The organism is Xenorhabdus santafensis, from assembly GCF_033949405.1.
Lineage (GTDB): Bacteria > Pseudomonadota > Gammaproteobacteria > Enterobacterales > Enterobacteriaceae > Xenorhabdus > Xenorhabdus santafensis.
Genome location: NZ_VCDN01000012.1, coordinates 205,271 through 228,492, shown reverse-complemented (window position 1 = coordinate 228,492; position 23,222 = coordinate 205,271). Strand labels below are relative to the sequence as shown.

Here is a 23,222-nt window from a genome sequence, read left to right as displayed (position 1 = left end):
AAGAGCGGTGCAACCGGAAGCCTGTTCCGGGTTGCGAGGCTGCGTATCTTACGCTTTTCGCCTCCAGAGTCAAGCGTTTATTTTCGCTTTTCTCCGACTTTCCTCAGCGGCTTTTCTCAGCTCAGCGTCGGTCAGTGGTGGCGCATTATAGGGAGTTTTCTGAGGCTGGCAATAGTTTTTTTGAAAAAAAATACCGACCGCTTACTATTGCGCCAAATTTAACTTAAGTTGGTAGTTTTTTCAGCATCAGAAAGCCATATTCGCGTAAAACGGAACGTAACGCCTCACTCTCTGGATCTATTTTTGTACAGTAAGCTAAATTATCTGCCGTTGTTAAAAACAAATCATTCCGATTTTTAACCAGCCAAGCGGTTCGACGCGCGATTGCAGCCCCTGAATCAATTAATCTTGTGCCATCCGGTAACACTTGTGACAGTTCTTCTGCTATCAAAGGGAAATGAGTGCAACCCAAAATGACAGTATCCGGCGGCTCTTTCATTTTTAACCACGGTTTCAATATTCTTTCCAGCTCTTGTAGCGGAATGTTTTCTCCGTGCAGCTTCTTTTCTGCTAACTCTACCAGTTCAGCAGAACCTATCGAATGCACCTGACAATCCGTCGCAAATCGGGCGATGAGTTCTTTGGTATAGTCTCGATTCACCGTTGCGCGTGTCGCCAATAATCCAACAACGCGGTTACAACTTAATTTGGCTGCTGGCTTTATTGCCGGCACCACACCAACGACGGGGAAAGAAAAGCGCTCGCGCAGAGCAGGCAAGCTGACTGTACTTGCTGTATTACAGGCAATAACTACCGCAGCCAAAGGATGTTGTTGCTGGATACCATCAACAACTTGAACGACTCTTTCGATAATCACTTCAGCTGTTTTCTCGCCATAAGGAAACGCTGCATTATCGAAAGCATATATATAGTGGTGATCCGGCAAGAGTTGCCGAATCTCTTTATAGACAGATAAGCCACCCACACCAGAATCAAAAACCAGAATCGTCGGACGGGTGGCCTTATTTAAATCGGAGGTCTTGTACAAATCAGAAGTTGTAACTGCCTGTAAGGTAGTATTCTCTTCCTGGGGTACGATAGCCATAGGCTGTCTCATAATTTTTATCAAACAGATTAGCTATTTTAGCATGAATTGTGAGGCGGTTAGTGATTGGATATGAAGCATTGATATCCCACAAACTCACTCCTCCTACTTTCATTCTTTTTGGAGGATATACATTGAAGTCTTGATCATAGCGCTGACCAATGTATTGGTAAGTTATCCCCCAATCAACATTGAATGCCTCCCAATCTAACTGATATTTAACTTGTTGTTTTGCCCTGCGGATTAACTGCTGATTATCGTCATCGCGTGGGTCAACATACTGTAGCGTTAGTTGATGCTGGAATATGCCGGTATCCATTGTTCCCGTCCATTCAACACCTTTAATTTTCGCCTTACCGATATTTTCATAGTGGCCATTGGCAAAATTTATTAACTGCTCTATATCATTACGATAAACAGACAAGCGCCAGCTCAATGTTCCGGTCAATCCTTCAATACCAGCTTCCCACTGCTTACTTTTTTCTGGTTTCAGCGCGGGATTAGCCCCCCAGCCATATAATTGCCCAAGTGTTGGAGCCTTAAATGCCGTTCCATAAGAAGTAATGAAACGATAACCGTCCATGAATTCCCAGCTTATCCCTGCTTGTTGGGTTGTATTCCAATCATACTCAGAATGATGGTCTGAGCGCACAGCGCCTTCCAGGGTGAAATTATTGATTTTTTGCTGGGCGGTTAAATATAATCCCGTATTATCCACTTCCTTTTGCACGGGAATAAAGTTGGAGCCTGCAGCAACTGATACTCTTTTCCAATCAATACCACTACTGATCGCACCATGACCCACTTGCCATCGATTTCCCCACTGAACATTGTATTGCTTGGAATTACTTAGACTGGTGCTTTGACTATAACGTCCACGGTCAGAGGAATGATTATAATCTTTTACATGACTATAACTGGCAATCAGTTGGGAAGAGTAACTCCCTTGATTAAATTGAAGCCCGGCATCATAGGTACGACTGAATAGTTCACGAGTATCCGCTTCACCAAAACCCCATGCATCATAATCTGTCCGGTTATTAATCCCATACACCCGAGCAAATCCCCTCATCTGCTCATTGATTTTATGGTCTATTTCCAACCACAACATTTTGCTCATAAAGCCATCGCGATCTGGCTGACGATATTCACCGGCTTTACCATCAACAATCACATCAAACCCTTTGGTATAGGTATAACCTGCGGCTGCGGTCAATAGAGTATCTTCACCCAACTTCTGCTGAGTAGAACCGTTATAACTCTGATATCCGTTAGAACCGATCCCTGCATTTAGTGTTGTTCCGGGCTGTTCACGTTTCGTGATGATATTGATTACGCCTCCGATAGCATCGGAGCCATATACAGCGGAACGTGCACCCCGGATATATTCTATTCTTTGTACCATTGAAATCGGGATCTGACTGAAATCAGCCGACCCTGAAATGCCCGCCTGATTTAAACTGCTCCCATCCACCAGCACGAGTGTATGGTTTGAATTCGTGCCACGAATAAATAAAGACGAGTACTGCCCCATCCCGCCATTTTGGGCAATATCAACACCAGGCAAGCGACGCAAGACATCAACCAAGCTATTGGATTGCCAATGATCGATATCTTCACGGGTGATTACCGTCGTTGGTGCCAAAACTGAAGAAATCGGTTGTTTAAAGCGATTGGCTGTCACGATCAACAAATCTTGGTTATCAGCAGTTGCAGAAACACTCCAACCAGAAAACGCCGCTGCAAGCGCAGCAGATAAAAGAATATATTTTTTATTTATCATGATACTTATGATGAGAAAATGGCATGTAACAACAAAGAGCCATGCTACGATGAAGCCAATGGAGTGTCCAGAATGGTGCCCTTATTAAAAAGCGTACTGACACACCAGAAAACTGGACATCCTTCCCGCTTGCCCTAAAATGCCGCACAGAAATTCATGCCGCCCGGAAACTTTTCTTAACGCGACTATACGAGAACCAGATGATGCAGAATGTTTTGCCAACGGAAAATTATGAAAATCAATTGATGGAAAAGGCCCATCGCTTAAAAGAAATGATGGCCCCATTTAATGCACCAGAGCCTGAAGTTTTCCGTTCCCCAGCATCACATTACAGAATGCGAGCAGAATTCCGTATTTGGCATGAGGAAGATGACCTCTACCATATTATGTTTGATCAGCAAACCAAACAGCGTATCCGCATTGAGCAATTCCCGGTTGCCAATCAGCTCATCAACAATATGATGCAGGCGATTATCGCTGGCGTAAAAGATAACCCTGTATTGCGTCACAAATTATTCCAGGTGGATTATCTTTCTACCCACAGCAACAAAATCATTGTTTCCCTGCTTTACCATAAGAAATTGGGGGACGAATGGCGTGAGCATGCCATTACTCTGCGCAATCAACTAATTGCAGACGGTTTTGATGTTCAGCTTATCGGCCGTGCGGCAAAAACCAAAATCATGCTCGATCATGACTATATAGATGAAGAATTGCCGGTTGCGGGCAAAACCATGATTTATCGTCAGGTCGAAAACAGCTTCACGCAGCCAAATGCCTGCATCAATATTCATATGTTGGAATGGGCGATTAATATCACCAAAGGCGCTAAAGGTGATTTGCTGGAATTGTATTGCGGTAATGGTAATTTTTCTCTGGCGCTGGCACAGAATTTTGAGCGGGTATTGGCGACAGAGATTGCCAAACCTTCCGTTGCCGCTGCTCAATTTAATATTGCAGCCAATCAGATTGATAATGTACAGATTATCCGAATGTCAGCGGAAGAATTTACACAAGCCATGAATGGTGAACGCGAATTCCACCGGCTACAAGGAATTGATTTAAAGAGCTATCAATGCGAGACCATTTTTGTTGATCCGCCACGAAGCGGGTTGGATGAAGAAACAGTTAAAATGGTGCAAGCTTATTCCCGCATTCTTTATATTTCCTGCAATCCGGAAACTCTCTGCCAGAATCTGGAAACGCTGACACAAACTCATCAGGTCAGTAAACTGGCACTCTTTGACCAATTCCCTTATACCCACCACATGGAATGTGGCGTATTACTGGAAAAAAGAGTTTAACCCACCTAATCACAGTTCAATTAAAAAACGCCACAAGGTTAACTCTGTGGCGTTTTTTTATGAATCATTCTCAAAAAATAATCAATGCTGGCTTTCTGATTTAAATGACCCCAGCTTTTTGCGCTGTTTTACTTTCAGGTAAATCCAAAACACCAAAACTGTACCGATGATGACAGGCAAAATATTCGAGCCAATTTCTGGGTGTTGCACCCGAATAAAGGCACTGTATACGAACATTCCCAAGAAAAAGCATCCCGTGGCCAATTTGGGTAAACCTTCAGCCATTGGATAATTCAAATAACGTTGATGGAGACAATACAAAGAGAGAGCCAATGTGATAATCGGGAAAATGGAAAAAGATACATATGAATTGAAAAACGCAGAGAAGGTTCCATGTGTGGCCAACCCAACGATAAGAGCCAGCAACATCGTGCTTTTATCTTGGCGGTATTGTTCCATCGTATTATTCTCCTTTCATTATTATTCAGAGGATTTAGGAATCGCTTTAGGGACAGTGTTTTTTTCTTGCTCACGACGATACCAATAATAAGCGCCTTTGGAAATCATCCGGAGTTGCAAAACTAAGCGCTCTTCTAGGCGGCGTCTTTTTTCCTCATCAATATCAAGTGCTTCAGCACCAGCACTAAATACAATTGTCACCATCGCCTCGGCTTGTATCTCGGTAAAATGACGTGGCATATGGCTTGCTTGCTCAAGATAGTCTGCCAATTCGGCAATAAAATGTTGGATTTCCCGTGCGACCGCCGCACGAAACTCAGCCGATGTGCCAGAACGTTCGCGCAGCAACAACCGAAATGCGTTGGGATTATTACCGATGAACTCCATAAAGGTAGAAACAGAAGTGCGGATGACACTGCCACCCTTTGCGATACGTTGACGTGCCTGGCGCATCAATTGGCGCAACATCAGGCCACTTTCATCCACCATTGTCAGCCCCAGTTCATCAACATCCCGAAAATGGCGATAGAAAGAAGTCGGCGCAATACCTGCTTCCCGGGCGACTTCCCGAAGGCTCAGGCTGGTAAAACTGCGTTCAGCACTGAGTTGGCTGAATGCCGCTTCAATCAAAGAGCGACGAGTTTTTTCTTTTTGCTTTGCTCTAACGCCTGTTACGTTACTCACAACAATCCTGATCTATCCGGCTCTATAATGGAGCAAATATAACAGATTCTGCTAAGTTTGCTGTGATTGTTCTCTTAAAGATATTATTCAACGCATTTCGGTTTTATCGCTAAACAATAAGATAAAAACCTCATGTTGATTGGGTTATTACACTAAGTAATGTTAAGATAGAGTTGTTATTTTGTGTAAAAACAGGTCTTTCCTCTATGCAATATACTCATTTTGATGCCATTGTGATTGGCTCTGGTCCCGGGGGGGAAGGAGCAGCAATGGGGTTGGTAAAACAAGGCAAAAACGTTGCAGTTATAGAACGTTACAATAACGTCGGTGGCGGATGTACCCATTGGGGCACAATTCCGTCGAAAGCCCTCCGCCATGCCGTTAGCCGTATTATAGAATTTAATCAAAACCCCCTCTACAGTGATAACTCCCGCATCCTTCGCTCCTCATTTTCTGAAATTCTTCGCCACGCTGAAGTTGTTATCAATCAGCAGACCAAAATGCGCCAAGGGTTTTATGAACGTAACCGGTGCCGAATGTTTGCTGGCGAAGCGACTTTCATTGATGAACATCGGGTTAGTGTGCGTTATGCCGATGATAGCGTTGATGTCTTGAGTGCAGACAAGATAATCATTGCCACCGGTTCCCGCCCCTACACCCCGCCTGATGTCGATTTTTCTCACTCCCGCATTTATAACAGCGATACTATCCTGCAACTGGAACATGAACCGCACCATGTGATTATTTATGGTGCCGGGGTGATTGGTTGCGAGTACGCATCTATCTTTCGGGGGTTGGGCGTTAAAGTCGATTTAATCAATACCCGGGATCATCTGTTGTCTTTCCTTGATCAAGAGATGTCTGACGCTTTGTCTTACCATTTCTGGAATAGTGGCACGGTCATCCGCCATAACGAAGAATATGAAAGGATAGAAGGTGTTGATGATGGTGTAATTGTTCACCTGAAATCCGGTAAAAAAGTTAAAGCTGATTGCCTGTTATATGCAAATGGGCGGACGGGTAATACCGATACGTTGGGTCTGGAAAATGTTGGCCTGGAAGCTGACAACCGTGGCTTACTGAAAGTAAACCGTGTTTACCAAACCAGCAATGAAAACATCTACGCAGTTGGCGATGTCATTGGCTACCCAAGTCTAGCTTCTGCTGCCTATGATCAGGGGCGCATTGCCGCGAAAGCAATCACAACAGGCAATGCAAACTTTCATCTGGTAGAAGATATACCTACAGGGATTTATACCATTCCTGAAATCAGCTCCGTAGGGAAAACCGAGCAGCAACTGACGTCAATGAAAATTCCTTATGAGGTAGGGCGCGCCCAATTCAAACACTTGGCAAGGGCGCAAATTTCAGGCCTGAATGTCGGCAGCATCAAGATCCTGTTCCACCGTGAAACAAAACAGATTTTAGGGATCCACTGTTTTGGCGAACGCGCTGCGGAAATTATCCATATCGGCCAAGCCATCATGGAACAAAAAGGTGAAGGCAACAATATCGAATATTTCGTTAATACTACCTTCAACTATCCAACAATGGCAGAAGCCTACCGTGTTGCAGCTCTTAATGGGTTAAATCGGCTATTTTGATGTCTCTTTGAGAGCGTCGAAATAAGCCCCCATTTTTGCCCCGATTGCCTCTGCCAATTGCTCATAGCGACCACGCAGAGGCGAGCCGGGACGGTAAACCAATATAATTGAACGGCTGGGTTCTGGTTCAAAACATTTCAGATAGCAAACGCCATCACGTTTGTTTTCTTTTGGAACTGATAATTCTGGTAGTAATGTAATGCCACTACCCGCCGCCACCATATTGCGCAACGTTTCCAGACTGGTTGCCCTGAAATGTGTATCTTCTTTTGCCCCTGCCTGAAAACAAAACCCCATTGCTTGATCCCGCAAACAGTGCCCGTCTTCCAGCATCAATAACTTTTCGCCGGAAAGTTCCTCCATCTTGATTTGCGTTCGTTCTGCCCACTTATGATCATCATAGATAGCCAATCTCATTGGTTCATCAAACAAGGGAACTTCAATAAATGCTTCCGTCTCTTTCACCTGAGCCAAAATGGCGCAATCAAGCTTTCCGCTATCGAGCTGGGCCAACAAATATTGGGTTTGAGCTTCGTGCAGATACATTTCTAATTTGGGGAACAATTTATGCAGTTCAGGAATGATAAGAGGAAGAAGATAAGGCCCGACGGTAGGAATCAGGCCAATGTGCAATGGCCCAGACATGCTTTCACCTTGAAGTGAAGCCATTTCCTGCAAGACCTTCACTTCCCGCAGGACAGTTTTGGCCTGATCCACCAACAGCATACCTTGTTGGGTGAATAATACCTTGCGGCTCGTACGTTCCAGTAACATTACGCCCAGTTCATCTTCCAATTTGCGGATTTGCCCACTCAGCGTCGGCTGGCTGACGTGGCAGGCATCAGCAGCCCGGCGAAAGTGCCGAAATTCAGCAAGTGCCACAAGGTATTCCAGATCGCGGATATTCATTCCCAACCTCAGTATTTGGTATTAATGATATTTTTTGATATCAATAATAGTATTGACCAATAAATCATTATATCCATGAGGATAAAAAACTATCAACCGCTTGTGATTTCAGACATTTTTTGCTTAATGCGCTGCTTCGCTTGGGCAATCGCTTGTTTCACTTGTTCCTCCGCGACGCCACCTTTTGCCTGACGCTTATCCAGACATGACTTCAGCGATAAAATGTCATAAACATCCACTGAAATAATCTCACTGAATTTCTGTAATTCAAATAAAGAAAGTTCCTCCAGCGCTTTTCCTTTCTCAATAGCCGTTACGACAACTTCACCAACGATATGATGCGCTTCACGAAACGGGATTCCGCGTGCCACTAAATAATCCGCTAATTCAGTCGCATTGGCATACCCCTGCTTGGCTGCTTCTTCACAACGGGCGCTTTTAACTTGAATGCCATCCAAGACCAAAGCAGCCATGTGCAGGCAATCCAGCCACGTATCCAACGCATCAAACAGCCCCTCTTTATCTTCCTGCATATCTTTATTATAGGCGAGAGGAAGCCCTTTCAGCGTCATCATCATCCCCGTCAATGCCCCTTGTACCCGGCCGCATTTTCCACGGATCAGCTCCAACGCATCTGGATTTTTCTTTTGTGGCATCAAGGAAGAGCCGGAAGTTACCCTATCGGACAATTCGACAAACCCCGCTTCTCCACTGTTGAAGAAAATGAGGTCTTCAGCAAAGCGAGACAGGTGGATCATGCTAATACTCGCGCCTGACAAAAGTTCCAGAACATGATCGCGATCAGAAACACTGTCCAAACTATTATTGGTTGCAGAGGCAAAACCAAGCCATGATGCCAGTTGTTCCCTGTCAATGTTATAAGCAGTGCCGGCCAGCGCCCCACAACCCAACGGACTGACATCCAACCGTTTCAGCGCGTCTTGCAAGCGGCTTTCATCACGGGCCAGCATTTCTGCATACGCCAGACACCAATGGGCAAAAGTAACAGGTTGTGCACGTTGCAAATGGGTATAACCCGGCATCACTGCATGCTGGTTATTTTCAGCGGTGAGCACCAAGGCTTGTTGCAGTTCAACAATGCCTTTGTGGAGATAAGTAATTTGCTCTTTGCACCACAGCTTCAAATCAGTCGCGACCTGATCATTACGGCTGCGCCCCGTATGAAGCTTTTTCCCCAGCTCTCCCACCTTTGCGATAAGTTGCCCTTCAACCCAGCTGTGAATATCTTCCACATCGCTTTGCAATATGGCTTCGGGGTTGGCGCGAACTTCATCGAGCAACTCGTTCAACGCCAGTTCCAGCTTCTGCTGATCTTCAGAAGTTAAGACTTCCACTGTGACCAGTGCCTTTGACCATGCTATCGAGCCTATGATGTCCTGCTCCGCCAAGCGGTAATCAAACCGCAGTGAGTCATTGAATTGTTTAAACCGTTGATCGGCTGCCTGACTGAAACGTCCACCCCAAAGTGCCATAATATCGTTCCTGTTTTCTCTATCTGTTTTTCTCTATCTGTTTACGGTCATTTATTCGCTGTTATTGATGCTAAAAATTACTTTTTGCTGTTCAGTGCACGAATGCGCGAAGACAGCGAGTAAAGACGAATAAACCCTTCGGCATGGCTATGATCGTAAACTTCGTCCTCTCCGAAAGTCGCAAACTCTTCAGAATAGAGGCTGTGGGCAGATTTCTTCTGTACTGCGGTTACCTGACCTTTGTAGAGTTTCAGGATAACTTCGCCGCTGACGTTAGCAGCCAAGATTTCTGCCGCAGCTTGAATTGACTGGCGTAATGGCGCAAACCAACGCCCGTCATAAACGACATAAGACATTTCCAGCCCCAGTTGCTGGCGCCATTTGAAACTATCGCGATCCAAAACCAACTGCTCAATACCACGCAATGCTTCCATCATGATGGTTCCCCCCGGCGTTTCATAACAGCCACGGGATTTCATGCCAACCAACCGGTTTTCTACTATATCAATTCGGCCAATACCATGCTTGGCGCCCAATTGATTCAATTCATTCAGGCATTGATACGGTGAAAATATCTGGCCATTCACACCAACGACCTCACCTTTTTCAACCGTCACCGTGACATATTCAGGTGCATCGGGCGCCTCTTCTGGTTCTGCTGTCCACACCCAACAATCTTTATTGGCGGCATTCCAAGTACTTTCCAGTACGCCCCCTTCGGTTGAGATGTGCCATGCATTTTCGTCACGGCTATAGATTTTTTCCAATGTTGCAGTTGTGGGAATATCACGGACTTTCAAGTAATCCAGCAATGCCTCACGGGAGCGTAGATCCCATTCCCGCCACGGGGCCACAACCTTCAAATGAGGGGCCAATGCGGTATAAGTGCTTTCAAACCGAACCTGATCATTGCCTTTACCGGTTGCACCATGAGCCAGTGCATCTGCGCCCACTTTCAGGGCCAATTCAACCTGTGCCTTGGCAATGATTGGGCGGGCCATTGACGTCCCCAGCAAATAACTACCTTCATACAGTGCGCCAGTTTTCAATACCGGATAGACATACTCTTTGATGAACTCTTCACGCAAATCGGCGACGTGGCACTCAGAGGCACCAGAGCGCAATGCTTTCTGCTCCACCCCTTCCAAATCTTCGCGACTTTGGCCGACATCGGCCACAAATGCGATAACTTCGCAATTATCGTAATGCTCTTTTAGCCACGGGATAATTGCGGATGTATCCAAACCACCTGAATATGCCAGAACGATTTTTTTAATCTTTTTAGTCATAGGGATAACCTTTTAAATTTACGCCGAGATCCGAGTGCCAACAGGTATGCCATTAAATAACGCAATCAATTGATCCGTATATCGCCAACTCGCAATATCAACAGGCTGCCCAAGCGATTTGGCAGCATCCAATGCGGCATGTACTTTCACTATCATGCCTTCGGTAATGATGCCCTGCGCAATGAGCTGCTCTATTTTTTCTGCGGTAGCTTCGGGGATTTTTTGACCTTTTCCATCCAAAATGCCGCTGACATCAGATAAAAATACTAAATCTGCATTTAATACCTGAGCAATGGCGGTTGCCGCTTGATCAGCATTCACATTCATTAAATCACCCTGCTCGGTGATACCGATTGAGCTGATAATCGGCATGTAACCCACATCCAACAGAAGTTTCAGGAGATCAGGTTTCCCCGGCTCGGCCTTTCCGGTATGGCCGAATTCCTCACCAAGCTGAGTCACCTTCGCAATTCCACCATCCCCCAGACATAACCCAATCCCGGGTAAACGAAATTTGGTTGAGCACGCCAACAGTGTTTTGTTAGCTGTTCCAGCCAATGTACCGGCAATGATGTCGATTTGATCTTCTGGCGTAACCCTCAGCCCCTGTTTCTTTGAAATCGGTAGCTCCAATCTCTGCATTAAATCATCGACCAAACAGCCACCACCGTGCACAAGAAGCAACGGGCGTTTATGGTTTTTCCGGTATAATTGCAATGTGGTAAATAACCGTTCCAATGCCTCTTCACTGTCTAACAGCACACCACCCAACTTGATAACTAACGGAACCATCGGATTTATCCTCTGCCAGTACTATACCCTTCGTCTTTCAAATCGCTTCTTTGTTGGCTGCGATGCAACTTGAAATCCATTGGGTATAACTTGTATTAAAAATAACGGTTGTCGGAAACTTCACTCGTTGGAATTAACGCATTCAATTCAAAATCAAAGCAGAGCCTGAGTTTCCTCATAGCCAAAACGAATATTCATGCACTGCACTGCCTGTGCAGCCGCACCTTTTAATAGATTATCTTCAGCCCCGACAATGATCAGATGTTGCCCCTGAACAACAAAGCCAATATCGCAAAATGGCAACCCCACAACGGCTTTCAGCGCAGGAACCCCTTGGTCGTACAGGCGAATTAGCGGTTTATCGTGATATGCCTGCTGATAGGCTGCCTTGATTTGATCTTCTGTCACGCCGGGTTTCAATTTACAGGTAATTGTGGCGAGAATGCCGCGGGCAAAGTTGCCTAAATGGGGCGTAAAAATCACATTTGTACCTAAATGTGTAGCAATTTCAGGATGATGACGGTGGTTAAACACACCATAGGGCTGCAAGCTGACTTCGCAAAAGCTATTTGCGATTGATGCCTTTCTTCCGGCGCCACTGACTCCGCTGACAGCATTAATGACAGGCCAGTGCTCTGTATCCAATAAGTTCTGTTCAAGCAAAGGCTTTAAGGAAAGCTGAGAAACTGTAGGATAGCAACCCGGGACTGCAATCAAATGTGCTTGTTTGATTTTTTCCGCCTGCCACTCCGCCAAGCCATATACCGCTTGTTCTAACCACCCGGGATTTTTATGCTCGAATCCGTAGTATTTTTCGTAGAACTGTGTATTTTGTACGCGATAGGCACCAGATAAATCGAATACGATACAACCCGCTTCCAGGAATATCGGTGCAATATCGTGGCTAACTTTGTGATCTGTAGCGAGGAACACCACATCAATCCCATTTGCAGCCTTAGACACATCAGTCAATGGTTGTAAGGGCAAATCGAGCAACCCTTTATATTGCGGATAAAGTTCTGAAAAACGTTTTCCTTTATCTAAGCTTTGAGAAGAAACCATCAAGCCAGAAAGATGGACATAAGGATGACGTTGTAGATATGCTGCTAACTCTGCTCCGGTATAACCACTGGCACCAACGACGAGTGTCTTCAACATGGGAACTATGCACCTTACTATTAATTATTCAAATAAATTAATTATCCAAATAAGATTGTGTTAAACAGTAACATTAGTGAATTTTTATTCATATTGTGTGAATCAATATTCATATCATTATGAGGAAAGGCTGTCAACAGTGAACATTAAATTACCGTCATTTATGCAGTTATATCATCAACTCATTGCCGCACCTTCTATCAGTGCGACAGATGTTGAATTAGATCAAAGTAACGAAATTGTGATTAATCTACTGGCTGAATGGTTAACAGAGATTGGTTTTTCCATTGAAATTCAGCCCGTCCCTGAAACCCGGGGAAAATTCAATTTATTGGCGACATTAGGCAGTGGATCAGGTGGATTGTTGCTTTGCGGTCATACAGATACCGTCCCTTTTGATGCCAACCGCTGGACACAAGATCCATTCACATTGACCGAGCGTGATGGCAAGTTATATGGCCTCGGCACCGCAGATATGAAAGGTTTTTTTGCCTTTATTGTTGATGCACTGCGGGATATTGATGTCAGAAAACTGACTCACCCTCTTTATATTCTTGCTACTGCTGACGAAGAAACATCAATGGCCGGCGCACGTTACTTCGCTGCCAATACCCATATCCGGCCTGATTTCGCCATCATTGGCGAACCTACCTCATTACAGCCTATCCGAGCCCATAAAGGGCATATCGCTCAGGCAATCCGTATTGAAGGGAAATCAGGGCATTCAAGTGATCCCGCTCGGGGTATCAATGCCATCGACTTGATGCATGAATCCATCACTCAATTGATAGAATTACGCAATACATTGCAGGAACGCTATCACAATCCGGCTTTTGTTATCCCCTACCCCACTATGAATTTCGGTCATATTCATGGCGGGGATGCAGTGAATCGCATCTGTGCCTGCTGCGAACTGCATATGGATATTCGCCCGTTGCCGGGGCTGACGTTACAGGATCTAAACGGATTGCTGAATGAAGCACTGGAACCCGTCAAACAGCGCTGGCCGGGGCATTTAAGCGTCACCGAACTTCATCCCCCAATACCGGGTTATGAATGCCCAACAAACCACGAGTTGGTTGGTGTCATTGAAAAACTTTTGGGAACAAAAGCGGATACCGTCAATTACTGTACAGAAGCGCCTTTTATTCAGGAATTATGCCCAACATTGGTTTTGGGGCCGGGATCGATTGAACAAGCGCATCAGCCCGATGAGTTTTTGGATATGACGTTTATTGAACCGACAAGAAAACTGCTTTCACAACTTGTGGAGCATTTTTGTTTGGAGGCGGGTTAAAGAGCTTTAAATCAAAAATCATAGTTCACCTAACCATCAAGTGACTAATTGACTTTCCCTCAAAAACGCTCATAATTAGTACCATAAATGGACTGGGAGTGCCCGGTCGGCGTTATAACCTCGGTGAGTGCATCGGGGTTTTTCGCTATTTAGAGCTAAGGAAATATTTTTAATCCCCGCTGCTTATAATCTATTCCAACAGTATTTCTTCCGCCTGCGCAAAAGAACTTTTTCTCCAAGATAGCAAATGCTTGGTTAGATTGTTCTGGTTTCAAAACGTACCTACCAATAGGCCGAGCAACTAAATCAGCAAGCTGCAAGCCAGAGGAATTGCTTGTTTTTGCAGCCATCCTAATCTTAAAAGGCAATTCTTTGTGGTACTTATTTTCTCCATTACAAATTCGGAAAAACTCTAGCTCAAGCTCCTTGTCCTCTTTAGCACCTCGTTGTTCCACAATAACGTGTGTTTCTCGCTCCTGTTGCCCCTTTTCTACTACAAAATCATACAAAGTCTCTAAACAATAACGTAATGCAATATGATATGGATTCTGGATCTCATTTTTGTGGGCGTTTAATTTATGCTTTTCAATCACACACGATGACAATATAAAGTTACTTTCACTGATGAAAGTGCTAAGCCGGGCCAAAAACTGATTTTTCTCCTCTCTATTCTTAAAAATTGTAAAATCGCCTTTTTCCTTACGAATTTCGTGTTCATGAAGAATCACAAGGTCATGACCAAAATAATCAAATTTAATTCTCTGTAATTTAGGCACAACTTTCGAAAGATAGTGTTCTTTGTAAAAAATACAAAAAGCTAAAACGAATACAGGATAATTTTTATCAAGCTGTACTAAACCATGGTCACCACTTTCGTCAACATACACGACAAAATCACTAAAACCTTTACTCATTTTTCATCCCCCCTTTTGATTAGTGAATTACTTTCCAGAGCCACCCATAACTTTCCTTTGCATACCTCGTTAAAATTATTCTTATTTCTCACAGCACTATACACGAGTATAAATATCATCCAACTATATAGACATTGATTGCCCTGCATTCAATACACACCATATTCCCCAATGTGAATTTCTTTCACGTTCACTTTGAATATTCCTCATTGGTAATAAGCCATTTCTGGATTGACTAAAAATCCTGCTTACCCCATTCTATTTGGACATCTAAACGTATAGACATATAAGCATTTAAACATCTAAATGTGAGCGGATATGATAAAAATTCCGCTTGTTTGCGAGGGTACAGGGTATGAGTTTTTTTCACGCTAATCAGCGAGAAGCGCTGAACCAGAATTTGGCTGAGCTTGAAGGACAAATTCGAGTTTCTTTTGAATTTTTTCCACCCAGCACGGCGGACATGGAAAACACCCTGTGGAAATCCATCGATCGTTTAAGCAAATTGAAACCTAAATTTGTTTCTGTGACTTATGGGGCCAACTCCGGCGAACGTAATCGCACCCACAGCATTATCAAAGGAATCAAAGAAAAAACCGGCCTTGACGCCGCACCTCATTTGACGTGCATTGATGCCAGCCGCGAAGAATTGCGCAACATTGCCCATGATTATTGGCACAGTGGCATTCGTCATATCGTGGCACTGCGCGGTGATTTACCCAATAATTGTTGCAAACCAGAAATGTATGGTGCTGATTTAGTTGAGCTCTTAAAAACAGAGGCGGATTTTGATATTTCTGTTGCCGCTTATCCGGAAGTACATCCCGAAGCGAAAAGTGCCCAAGCTGATCTTATCAACTTAAAACGCAAAATTGATGCGGGTGCCAATCGCGCCATTACTCAATTCTTTTTTGATGTGGAAAGTTATTTGCGTTTTCGCGATCGCTGCGTTGCAACGGGAATTGATGTGGAAATTGTGCCGGGAATTTTGCCTGTTTCGAACTTTCGTCAGTTACAACGATTTGCCACAATAACTAACGTCCGCATCCCAAGCTGGATGACCAGAATGTTTGAAGGGCTGGATGATGATCCGGAAAGCCGTAACTTAGTTGGTGCATCGATTGCCATGGATATGGTGAAAATTCTCAGCCGCGAAGGCGTGAAAGATTTTCATTTTTATACCCTGAACCGGGCTGAGTTAAGTTATGCCATTTGCCATACATTGGGGGTTCGCCCTGTATAACTACATTGTCCAATGGATTAAAAAATGGGAATATCAGCCTCAATCAACACTTCTGCATTGAGGCTGTTCATATTTCTTGCAACCCCGGCTTTTGATAAAAAATACCACCATAAATGCCCCAATTACGACTATACCTGCACCATTCAGAATACCCCATCCTGCTTGGTACCCCATAATCGCCCCAATAGATAAAGATGCCGCCATATTAGAAAAATAGGTCACCAACGAATTGATTCCCTGTAATTTATGTTTAAAGGGGCTGTTAATAAATTCATTCAGTAAAAATGTCCCACCATTAAACATAAACGCCCAACCAAGACCAATAAAAATCAGTGAAAACAGAAAACCGAGTTTTTCATCCCAGAAAATCGCGATGACCATGCCGACAAGAAAAAATACAGCCCCCGACATAATCAAATTCGCCGTCTTAAACCTGCCTACCCAAAATGGCAGAGCCAAAGCAGGTGCGTACATGGCGAAAAAATGCCATTGCAGCACAAATGAACTTTCTTCTATAGAAAATTGTTTATGCAGCATCGCCAATGGAGTCGCATTCATTAATAACGTCATCAGGGAAAAACCGACTGCACAGCTTCCTGTCGCCAGAAAAAATAATTTTGATTTTAAGAGGCCAGAAAAATCATCACGCTGACTACTTTCCTTACTGACCAAAGGGGTGGTTTTGTTTTTATGAACAACAGGAAGACGAATAAAAAGCTGCGTTATCAATGTCACGATACACACCGCAGCCGAAAGTAAAAACGTCCCCAAGAAGTGATATTCAGGAAATAAATAAGCGCCTTTTGCCGCAATATAAGGCCCCAATATTCCTCCAGTAATGCCACCACCAATAATCAATGAAATTGCTTTTTTCTTACTGGAAGCGTTATCAAAGACCTCTGCCGCCGCAAAGCGGTAATATTGATTAAAAACCGTTGAGCCACCCAAAATAAATGTTCCCAAAGTAAAAAAAGCGAAAGATTGATGAACAATCGCGATCCCCGCCAATCCACTTCCCGCTATTCCAATTACATTGCCAATGGCAAAAGCATTTCTTCTGCCATATTTTTCCATCAGCATTGAAGCATAATAAACCATCAATGCAGCACCACACACCGTCGCGGTTACAGGCAATGTTGATAGAGAATCCATGGGAGACAATCTGTTGCCCACCAATGTTGAGGTTAACGTTAATAAAGAAACAATCGTTCCGGTAAGGCCCTGTCCGATAAAGAGTAGAAATATGTTCAAATGATTTCTGTTCATTATCACTGTCTTATACCCAATGAATTTGAAGATACAGCGTAAACTACGTGGATGAATACGGCCGATTAAGCTGCAATTTAAAAGGTGGCAGATACTTTCATTATCTTTTGATTAGGGAATGATGAATGTCTGCCCTACCTTCTTATTACCATAAAAGATATTTATATAAAGAGTGGAATATCTCTTTTTTGAATGGGTTAGAAAAATTGAATGGATTAAAAACGAAAAACCGAATAGTTCCCTATTCGGCTCAAACTGGTCAAAGAATCAAGACCGGTGCCATGAGTTATTCAGCAATAGTCGTTTCATGCAAATAACGCCAACGAGGATATCCATCAACACATGAAATAATCACCACAGACCAACGGCTATGGGTAACTCCGTCTTTGGTTTGTCTTTCACGGTAGCGTAAGACAACTTCCTCATCGTTTGATGTCATTACCTTGCATTCATCAATCTCAATTTTTAGCCCTGCCCGGGCACCCGCGTTAAGATTAAACATCGCCTTGACTTGCTCTAAGGTGACATATTGTCCTGCTGTCGTGACCATAGCGAAATCCGGGGTAAAACTATCCAGCAATTTTTCCAGAGCCGCAGAACCTTTCTGTTGCTGATTGGTAAAAACATCTTCAATCCATTGGGAAAGTTCGAATACACTCTGATAAGCCGTTATCTCTTGTTCCTTTCTCATCTTTTCTACACCTATTTTTTCAATTGATTCAATCTGATTAATGGCAGTAGGTTAAATATCGCAGCAAGAACAAAAGTAAGGTGATACGCATGGGTATCATTAAAACTTTGCTGCAATAAATTAAAAAGCATCATAAATAACGCGGCACCGACACTGAATGACATTTGGCGATTGAGGTTCCAGACCACACTGGCGCGAGATAATTGTTCCTCAGCAAAATCCATCAATGCCGTTGTTTGTGCTGTATTGGCGCTAATCCCGCCACCAATCCCCATCAATAAATAAGCAGCCACTAAGCTGAAGAAATCATCGCTGTGATTAATCGTCGTCAAGAGAGCAATGCCAATGGCGTGAAGAATCAAGCCACAGAAAAACAAACGATATGCCCCTAAACGGTTATACATGCGTCCACAAAACAGGATCGCTCCCAATGAACCCATCGCATACAGAAACATCAGAGAACCTGTTTTTTCCGCCGACCAACCCAACTTGTGCTGCAAATAAAAAATATTCAGCAGGTTAACCCCAGTAAATGCACCCGGAACTGCATGATAAATCCATGCCGAAAGGCGCATACGTGTATTCGCCATGACCGAGAGATCCAAAATGGCATTTTGCACATAACGGCAATGTCGTCGGTAAAATAAGGCAAATAAGCCGCCGAAAATGACAGCCGTAATTGGCAACCATTTAGATTCAGCATCTGCGTAGGTAGAAAGGCCGAGTAGTAGGAATACCAAGCTCAAACTGACCAATAACAACCCCTTGAGGTCAGGCTTTCGAGCAAGGATTTTTTCATGATTTCGCAACCACATGAACGAAAGTAACGACGCCAGCAAGCTAAAAGGAATATTGCACAGAAATATCCATCGCCAACTGTAGTGATCGACAATCAGCCCGCCCAAGCCAGGAGAAAATGCCGGGGCAATCAGGGCAACCCCCATGACTAATGCCGAGATTTTGGCTCGCTCATGTTGTTTAAACAGACCAAAAGTGAGGGCTTGCCCTACAGGGATCAGTAATCCGCCCCCTAATCCTTGTACAAAACGCCACAGCACCAGGCTGTAAAAACTCTCCGCCAAACCAGAAAACAAGGCTGCTATAGAAAAAAGTAACATGGATAGGGTCATAATCTGGCGTGTGCCGAAGCGCTCAGCCAACCAGCTACTGATAGGAATAATCAGTGTTAATCCCAAAATATAACTGTTTGCGACCCAAGAAACATAAGATTCAGATACCGTCATTTGCTTGGCAATATCTGGCAAAGCAATGGCTGACATGAAAATATTGATACAGTCGATAAAAAAGCCAAGCAAAAATATCAAAACGATACGATAGCGATAAGTCATTGTTTCTCCTCCATTGATGGAGTGTAGATTCTGTTGACTCACCACGTCTATCAATCTATTTTAAACACTGAGTTTCATTAAATTTGACAATAAAAATGCACCCCCACCTTAATCGCATACAAACTTTCCTTGCTGTAGTAGAGTGCGGTTCTTTTACCCGCGCAGCAGAACGCCTGTTCATCAGTAAAGCCGTTGCCAGTATTCATGTGAAAGCACTTGAAGAGGCATTGAATGTGCCATTATTGATACGCAATACACGCGGCCTGGCATTAACCGAAGCGGGGAAGGAGTTTTATCGGGACTTCAAGGCAATATTTGATAACATCCAAAATGCCTTTGATAATGTGACTGAGCGGCATAACTCATTAACAGGCAGGTTGCGCATTACTTCCACCGCCGAATTTGGTGAAAAATATCTTCTCCCCCTTATTAGCCAGTTTTGTACTATTCACCCCCAACTTGAAGTCAGTTATTTCGCTGATTCTTCTTTGAATAATTTAATTACCGAAAAGATAGATCTGGCTATTCGGCTAGGGACTCTCAGTGATTCCTCCCTGAAAAGCCGCCGATTAACCAGCTATGGTATCAAACTGATCGCGGCCCCTGCCTGGCTTGAACAAAATCCCATTACCACCCCAAAAGATCTCAATAACGTCAATTGGATTGCAAACAGTAACTTGACTAACCCGACACAATGGGAGCTTAAGCGCCCTAACGCGCCGACCCTGAATATCCGGGGGAAAGCCAAGTACAGCGCCAATGTCCCCTCTGCAATACGTTTTCTGGCAATTTCAGCCCTTGGCGTCACCGTTTTGCCTGACTGGATAATAGCGGACGATCTGGAATCGGGTGATTTGGTGGAACTGTTTCCCGAATATCAATTACCGCGACAAGATGTCTCTGCCATATTTCCCAATAACACCCAACTACAGCATAAAAGCCGCCTATTTATCGATTATTTGCTGGCAAACCTGACAATCTGATGCAAGAGCATGATACGCCCGTGAACTTCAATGCCTAACCGAATAAGACATAACCAAACAGAAAAGCCGAACAGTTTCCTATTCGGCTTTTATCATTCAACAACCTGCAAAAAACAAGATTAGCCCGTATTGCGCATGCCTGCCGCAACGCCGGCGATCGTTACCATCAGAGCCTGTTCAAGATAAGGCTCTGGGTTTTTCTGCTGGCGGGAACGCTGTAACAGCTCAGCTTGCAGCACATTCAATGGATCTGTATAGACATTACGCAGCGCGATGGATTCCGCAATCCATGGTAAGTCTGCCATCAATTGCTCATCCTGCGAGATGGCCAGTACCGTTTTGATATCTTCTGCAAGCTGGTTGCGCAGCTTTAATCCCAGCGGCCAGAGGTTCGGCTCAACCAGCCGCTGGTCATAATATTCCGCCAGCCAGAGATCTGCTTTGGCAAACACCATTTCCAGCATAGCAATACGCGTCTTGAAAAATGGCCAGTCACGGCACATGTCAGTCAATACTGGCAACTTGCCTTCATCAACCACCTGTTGCAGGGCAGCGCCTGCCCCTAGCCATGCCGGTAGCATCAGGCGATTTTGTGTCCACGCGAATATCCACGGGATTGCTCGCAGGCTTTCAACACCGCCTGTTGGACGGCGCTTAGCTGGTCGCGAGCCCAGCGGCAATTTTGCCAATTCTTGTTCTGGTGTTGCTGCCCGGAAATAAGGCACAAATTCTGGCTGTTCACGGACATAGTCACGGTACATGTCGCAGGAAACATCTGAAAGTGTATCCATGACCTGATGCCATTCTGGTTTTGGCTCCGGCGGAGGCAATAAATTTGCTTCCAGAATGGCGCTGGTATACAACGCCAAGCTACTAATCGTGACCTGTGGCAAACCAAACTTGAAGCGGATCATTTCCCCTTGTTCAGTTACACGCAACCCTCCTTTCAGGCTGCCCGGCGGCTGGGAGAGCAGTGCGGAGTGCGCAGGCGCCCCGCCGCGCCCAATCGTACCGCCGCGCCCGTGGAACAAAGTCAATGTCACACCTTCTCGTGCACAAACTTTGATCAAGGCATCCTGCGCCCGATACTGTGCCCATGAAGCCGCCATCACACCGGCATCTTTAGCTGAATCGGAATAACCAATCATCACCATCTGTTTGTCCTGAATCAGATCGCGATACCATGTAATCCCCAGCAATTGCTTAATCACGTCTTCCGCATTATTCAGGTCATCAAGTGTTTCGAACAGGGGAGCCACTGGCAATGATAAAGAGCATCCCGCTTCTTTCAGCAATAATTTCACCGCCAACACGTCAGAAGGCACTTTCGCCATGGAAATCACATAAGCGGCAATCGCATCTGGTGGTGATTCTGCAATCACTTTGCAGGTTTCAAAAACTTCCTGGGTTTCTGCACTTGGCTGCCAATCACGGGGCGCAAGAGGACGTTTTGAGCTCAATTCCCGCAACAGAAATTCCTGCTTGGCGGCTTCAGGCCAACTCGCGTAATCACCCAGTTCCAAATATTGTGTCAGCTCTGCAATCGCATCCGTATGGCGAGTACTTTCCTGCCGAATATCAATGCGTACCAGAGACAGACCAAAGCAGCGAATGCGGCGCAAGATGTCCAGCAACTGCCCGTTTGCGATAATCTCCATGCCGCACTTTTTCAGAGATTGATAGCAGGCATAGAGCGGCTGCCATAATTGTTCGTTATGCAGCAATAAATCTGTCGGTGGTAAAACTTGTTCGCCTTTAAGACGTTTTTCCAGATAGTCCAACGTATTAATCAATTGAGTTCGCAGTTGCTTGGCGATTTGGCGGTAAGGCTCCAAGATATGATCGCCCCCCGCCATTTGGCGCAGTTCTGGGGTACACTCCGACATTGAGAGTTCAGAAACTAATATCTGAATATCTTTCAGGAAAAGATCGGCTGCTTTCCAACGGCTGAGTAACAGAACATGGCGGGTAATTTCAGCAGTAACATTCGGATTGCCGTCACGATCTCCGCCCATCCAAGATGTGAAACGAATCGGCACGGCTTCCACCGGCAAACTGTAACCAATGGATTCTTCCAATTGCTCATTGAATTCACGCAAGAATGCCGGAACACCTTCCCACAGGCTATTTTCGACAACCGCAAATCCCCACTTTGCCTCATCAATGGGCGTTGGGCGGATCTTGCGGATTTCATCGGTATGCCATGACTGGGCTATGAGCTGGCGTAAACGGCGCATGATGTTATTGCGTTCATAATCGGCTAAATCATCGTGATCCAACTGCGCAAGGCAGCCATTAACTTCAACCAATTTATGGATCAATGTACGCCGGGCAATTTCTGTTGGATGGGCTGTCAGCACCAATTCAATCGACAATTCACTAACGGCTTTAACCAAATCTTCGTTATTGAATTGCTGGTCTTTAAGGCGGTCAAACAATGCCGCCAACGCAACCGGATTGCTCGCGGCTTCGCCGTGGGGTGAGATACTGTGATATTGTTCGGCAACATTGGCCAAATTTAAAAACTGGTTAAAAGCACGCGCAACCGGCAATAATTCATCGTTGGATAAGTTTTCCAATGTCGATAAAAGCTGCTGGCGGTGAGCTTCGTTACCTGCGCGGGATGATTTGGATAGCTTCCTGATCGTTTCAACTTTATCAAGAATGTTTTCTCCCAAAGCCTCTTTGATGGTGTCGCCCAGCAACTTACCGAGCATACTGACATTACTTCGCATTGCGGAATATTGTTGATTCATGTGGTTCCTGGCCTTGTGTTGCTGTATGTCTCCCGTTTTACCAAATCATTGGCAAAATCGGCGCCTACCCTGTATCTGTCAAAACCGTGCCTACCAAAACTGTATTTATCAAAGCTGTATTTGCCAAAAGTAAGGCACGTTAT

20 protein-coding genes are annotated in these 23,222 nt (G+C 44.7%); 6 read left to right on the top strand and 14 right to left on the bottom strand.

Features of this window, described 5'->3' with window-relative positions; translation table 11 throughout:
• A partial coding sequence (locus FE392_RS03860; RefSeq protein WP_319928904.1) for a hypothetical protein occupies nt 1-222 on the top strand: 222 nt, incomplete at its 5' end.
• 1 nt (nt 223) lies between these two features.
• Here the strand turns inward: FE392_RS03860 and murI are convergent.
• Together murI and btuB are read right to left on the bottom strand one after the other, a co-directional pair.
• Nucleotides 224-1,105, bottom strand: a complete 882-nt coding sequence (gene murI, locus FE392_RS03855) for a glutamate racemase (protein WP_319928903.1) — start codon at nt 1,103-1,105, stop codon at nt 224-226.
• Entirely contained in the window at nt 1,050-2,888 is a 1,839-nt protein-coding gene (btuB, locus tag FE392_RS03850) for a TonB-dependent vitamin B12 receptor BtuB (RefSeq protein ID WP_319928902.1), read from the bottom strand. The genes murI and btuB overlap by 56 nt, the downstream gene beginning before the upstream one ends.
• Nucleotides 2,889-3,088: 200 nt before the next feature.
• Here btuB and trmA point away from each other — a divergent pair, with 200 nt between their 5' ends.
• Nucleotides 3,089-4,192: a tRNA (uridine(54)-C5)-methyltransferase TrmA gene (gene trmA / locus FE392_RS03845; RefSeq protein WP_319928901.1), complete on the top strand. Its 1,104-nt coding sequence runs from the start codon at nt 3,089-3,091 to the stop codon at nt 4,190-4,192.
• A gap of 81 nt (nt 4,193-4,273) precedes the next feature.
• On the opposite strand, the gene FE392_RS03840 is transcribed toward trmA, so the two are convergent.
• Nucleotides 4,274-4,651 (bottom strand): YijD family membrane protein, encoded by a 378-nt coding sequence (locus tag FE392_RS03840; protein WP_319928900.1) that lies wholly within the window; start codon nt 4,649-4,651, stop codon nt 4,274-4,276.
• 21 nt (nt 4,652-4,672) lie between these two features.
• Nucleotides 4,673-5,335 (bottom strand): HTH-type transcriptional repressor FabR, encoded by a 663-nt coding sequence (gene fabR / locus FE392_RS03835; protein WP_319928899.1) that lies wholly within the window; start codon nt 5,333-5,335, stop codon nt 4,673-4,675.
• Between the two features lie 206 nt (nt 5,336-5,541).
• Here fabR and sthA point away from each other — a divergent pair, with 206 nt between their 5' ends.
• Entirely contained in the window at nt 5,542-6,939 is a 1,398-nt protein-coding gene (gene sthA, locus FE392_RS03830; protein WP_319928898.1) for a Si-specific NAD(P)(+) transhydrogenase, read from the top strand.
• On the opposite strand, the gene oxyR is transcribed toward sthA, so the two are convergent.
• The 5 genes from oxyR to argC all read right to left on the bottom strand — a co-directional run bounded on the left by oxyR (nt 6,931) and on the right by argC (nt 12,580).
• The gene (oxyR, locus tag FE392_RS03825; protein ID WP_319928897.1) at nt 6,931-7,848 is read right to left on the bottom strand and encodes a DNA-binding transcriptional regulator OxyR; all 918 of its coding nucleotides are present in this window, start codon (nt 7,846-7,848) and stop codon (nt 6,931-6,933) included. The genes sthA and oxyR overlap by 9 nt on opposite strands.
• Nucleotides 7,849-7,940: 92 nt before the next feature.
• Nucleotides 7,941-9,341, bottom strand: a complete 1,401-nt coding sequence (argH, locus tag FE392_RS03820) for an argininosuccinate lyase (protein WP_319928896.1) — start codon at nt 9,339-9,341, stop codon at nt 7,941-7,943.
• Nucleotides 9,342-9,418: 77 nt separating this feature from the next.
• Nucleotides 9,419-10,630 carry an argininosuccinate synthase gene (locus tag FE392_RS03815; protein ID WP_319928895.1) on the bottom strand — a complete coding sequence of 404 codons (1,212 nt, stop codon included), beginning with the start codon at nt 10,628-10,630 and terminating at the stop codon, nt 9,419-9,421.
• Nucleotides 10,631-10,648: 18 nt separating this feature from the next.
• Complete coding sequence (gene argB, locus FE392_RS03810) at nt 10,649-11,422, bottom strand: acetylglutamate kinase (RefSeq protein ID WP_319928894.1); 774 nt, start codon at nt 11,420-11,422, stop codon at nt 10,649-10,651.
• Between the two features lie 153 nt (nt 11,423-11,575).
• Nucleotides 11,576-12,580 carry an N-acetyl-gamma-glutamyl-phosphate reductase gene (gene argC / locus FE392_RS03805; protein WP_319928893.1) on the bottom strand — a complete coding sequence of 335 codons (1,005 nt, stop codon included), beginning with the start codon at nt 12,578-12,580 and terminating at the stop codon, nt 11,576-11,578.
• Between the two features lie 139 nt (nt 12,581-12,719).
• Between argC and argE the strand changes: the two genes are divergently transcribed.
• Complete coding sequence (gene argE, locus FE392_RS03800; RefSeq protein ID WP_319928892.1) at nt 12,720-13,877, top strand: acetylornithine deacetylase; 1,158 nt, start codon at nt 12,720-12,722, stop codon at nt 13,875-13,877.
• A 155-nt stretch (nt 13,878-14,032) separates the two neighbouring features.
• On the opposite strand, the gene FE392_RS03795 is transcribed toward argE, so the two are convergent.
• On the bottom strand, nt 14,033-14,791 hold the full coding sequence (locus FE392_RS03795; RefSeq protein ID WP_319928891.1) for a DUF3800 domain-containing protein: 759 nt from the start codon (nt 14,789-14,791) through the stop codon (nt 14,033-14,035).
• Nucleotides 14,792-15,146: 355 nt separating this feature from the next.
• Here FE392_RS03795 and metF point away from each other — a divergent pair, with 355 nt between their 5' ends.
• Nucleotides 15,147-16,034, top strand: coding sequence for a methylenetetrahydrofolate reductase (gene metF, locus FE392_RS03790; protein ID WP_319928890.1), 888 nt, complete (start codon nt 15,147-15,149; stop codon nt 16,032-16,034).
• Nucleotides 16,035-16,073: 39 nt separating this feature from the next.
• On the opposite strand, the gene FE392_RS03785 is transcribed toward metF, so the two are convergent.
• The 3 genes from FE392_RS03785 to FE392_RS03775 form a co-directional block, all read right to left on the bottom strand.
• Entirely contained in the window at nt 16,074-17,300 is a 1,227-nt protein-coding gene (locus tag FE392_RS03785; protein WP_319928889.1) for an MFS transporter, read from the bottom strand.
• 286 nt (nt 17,301-17,586) lie between these two features.
• Nucleotides 17,587-17,991, bottom strand: a complete 405-nt coding sequence (locus FE392_RS03780) for a hypothetical protein (protein WP_319928888.1) — start codon at nt 17,989-17,991, stop codon at nt 17,587-17,589.
• 11 nt (nt 17,992-18,002) lie between these two features.
• The gene (locus FE392_RS03775; RefSeq protein WP_319928887.1) at nt 18,003-19,340 is read right to left on the bottom strand and encodes an MFS transporter; all 1,338 of its coding nucleotides are present in this window, start codon (nt 19,338-19,340) and stop codon (nt 18,003-18,005) included.
• A 95-nt stretch (nt 19,341-19,435) separates the two neighbouring features.
• On the opposite strand from FE392_RS03775, the gene FE392_RS03770 reads away from it, so the two are divergent.
• Nucleotides 19,436-20,323 carry a LysR family transcriptional regulator gene (locus tag FE392_RS03770; protein WP_319928886.1) on the top strand — a complete coding sequence of 296 codons (888 nt, stop codon included), beginning with the start codon at nt 19,436-19,438 and terminating at the stop codon, nt 20,321-20,323.
• A 119-nt stretch (nt 20,324-20,442) separates the two neighbouring features.
• Here FE392_RS03770 and ppc read toward each other — a convergent pair whose 3' ends face one another.
• Nucleotides 20,443-23,079, bottom strand: a complete 2,637-nt coding sequence (ppc, locus tag FE392_RS03765) for a phosphoenolpyruvate carboxylase (protein WP_319928885.1) — start codon at nt 23,077-23,079, stop codon at nt 20,443-20,445.
• Nucleotides 23,080-23,222: the final 143 nt, after the last annotated feature.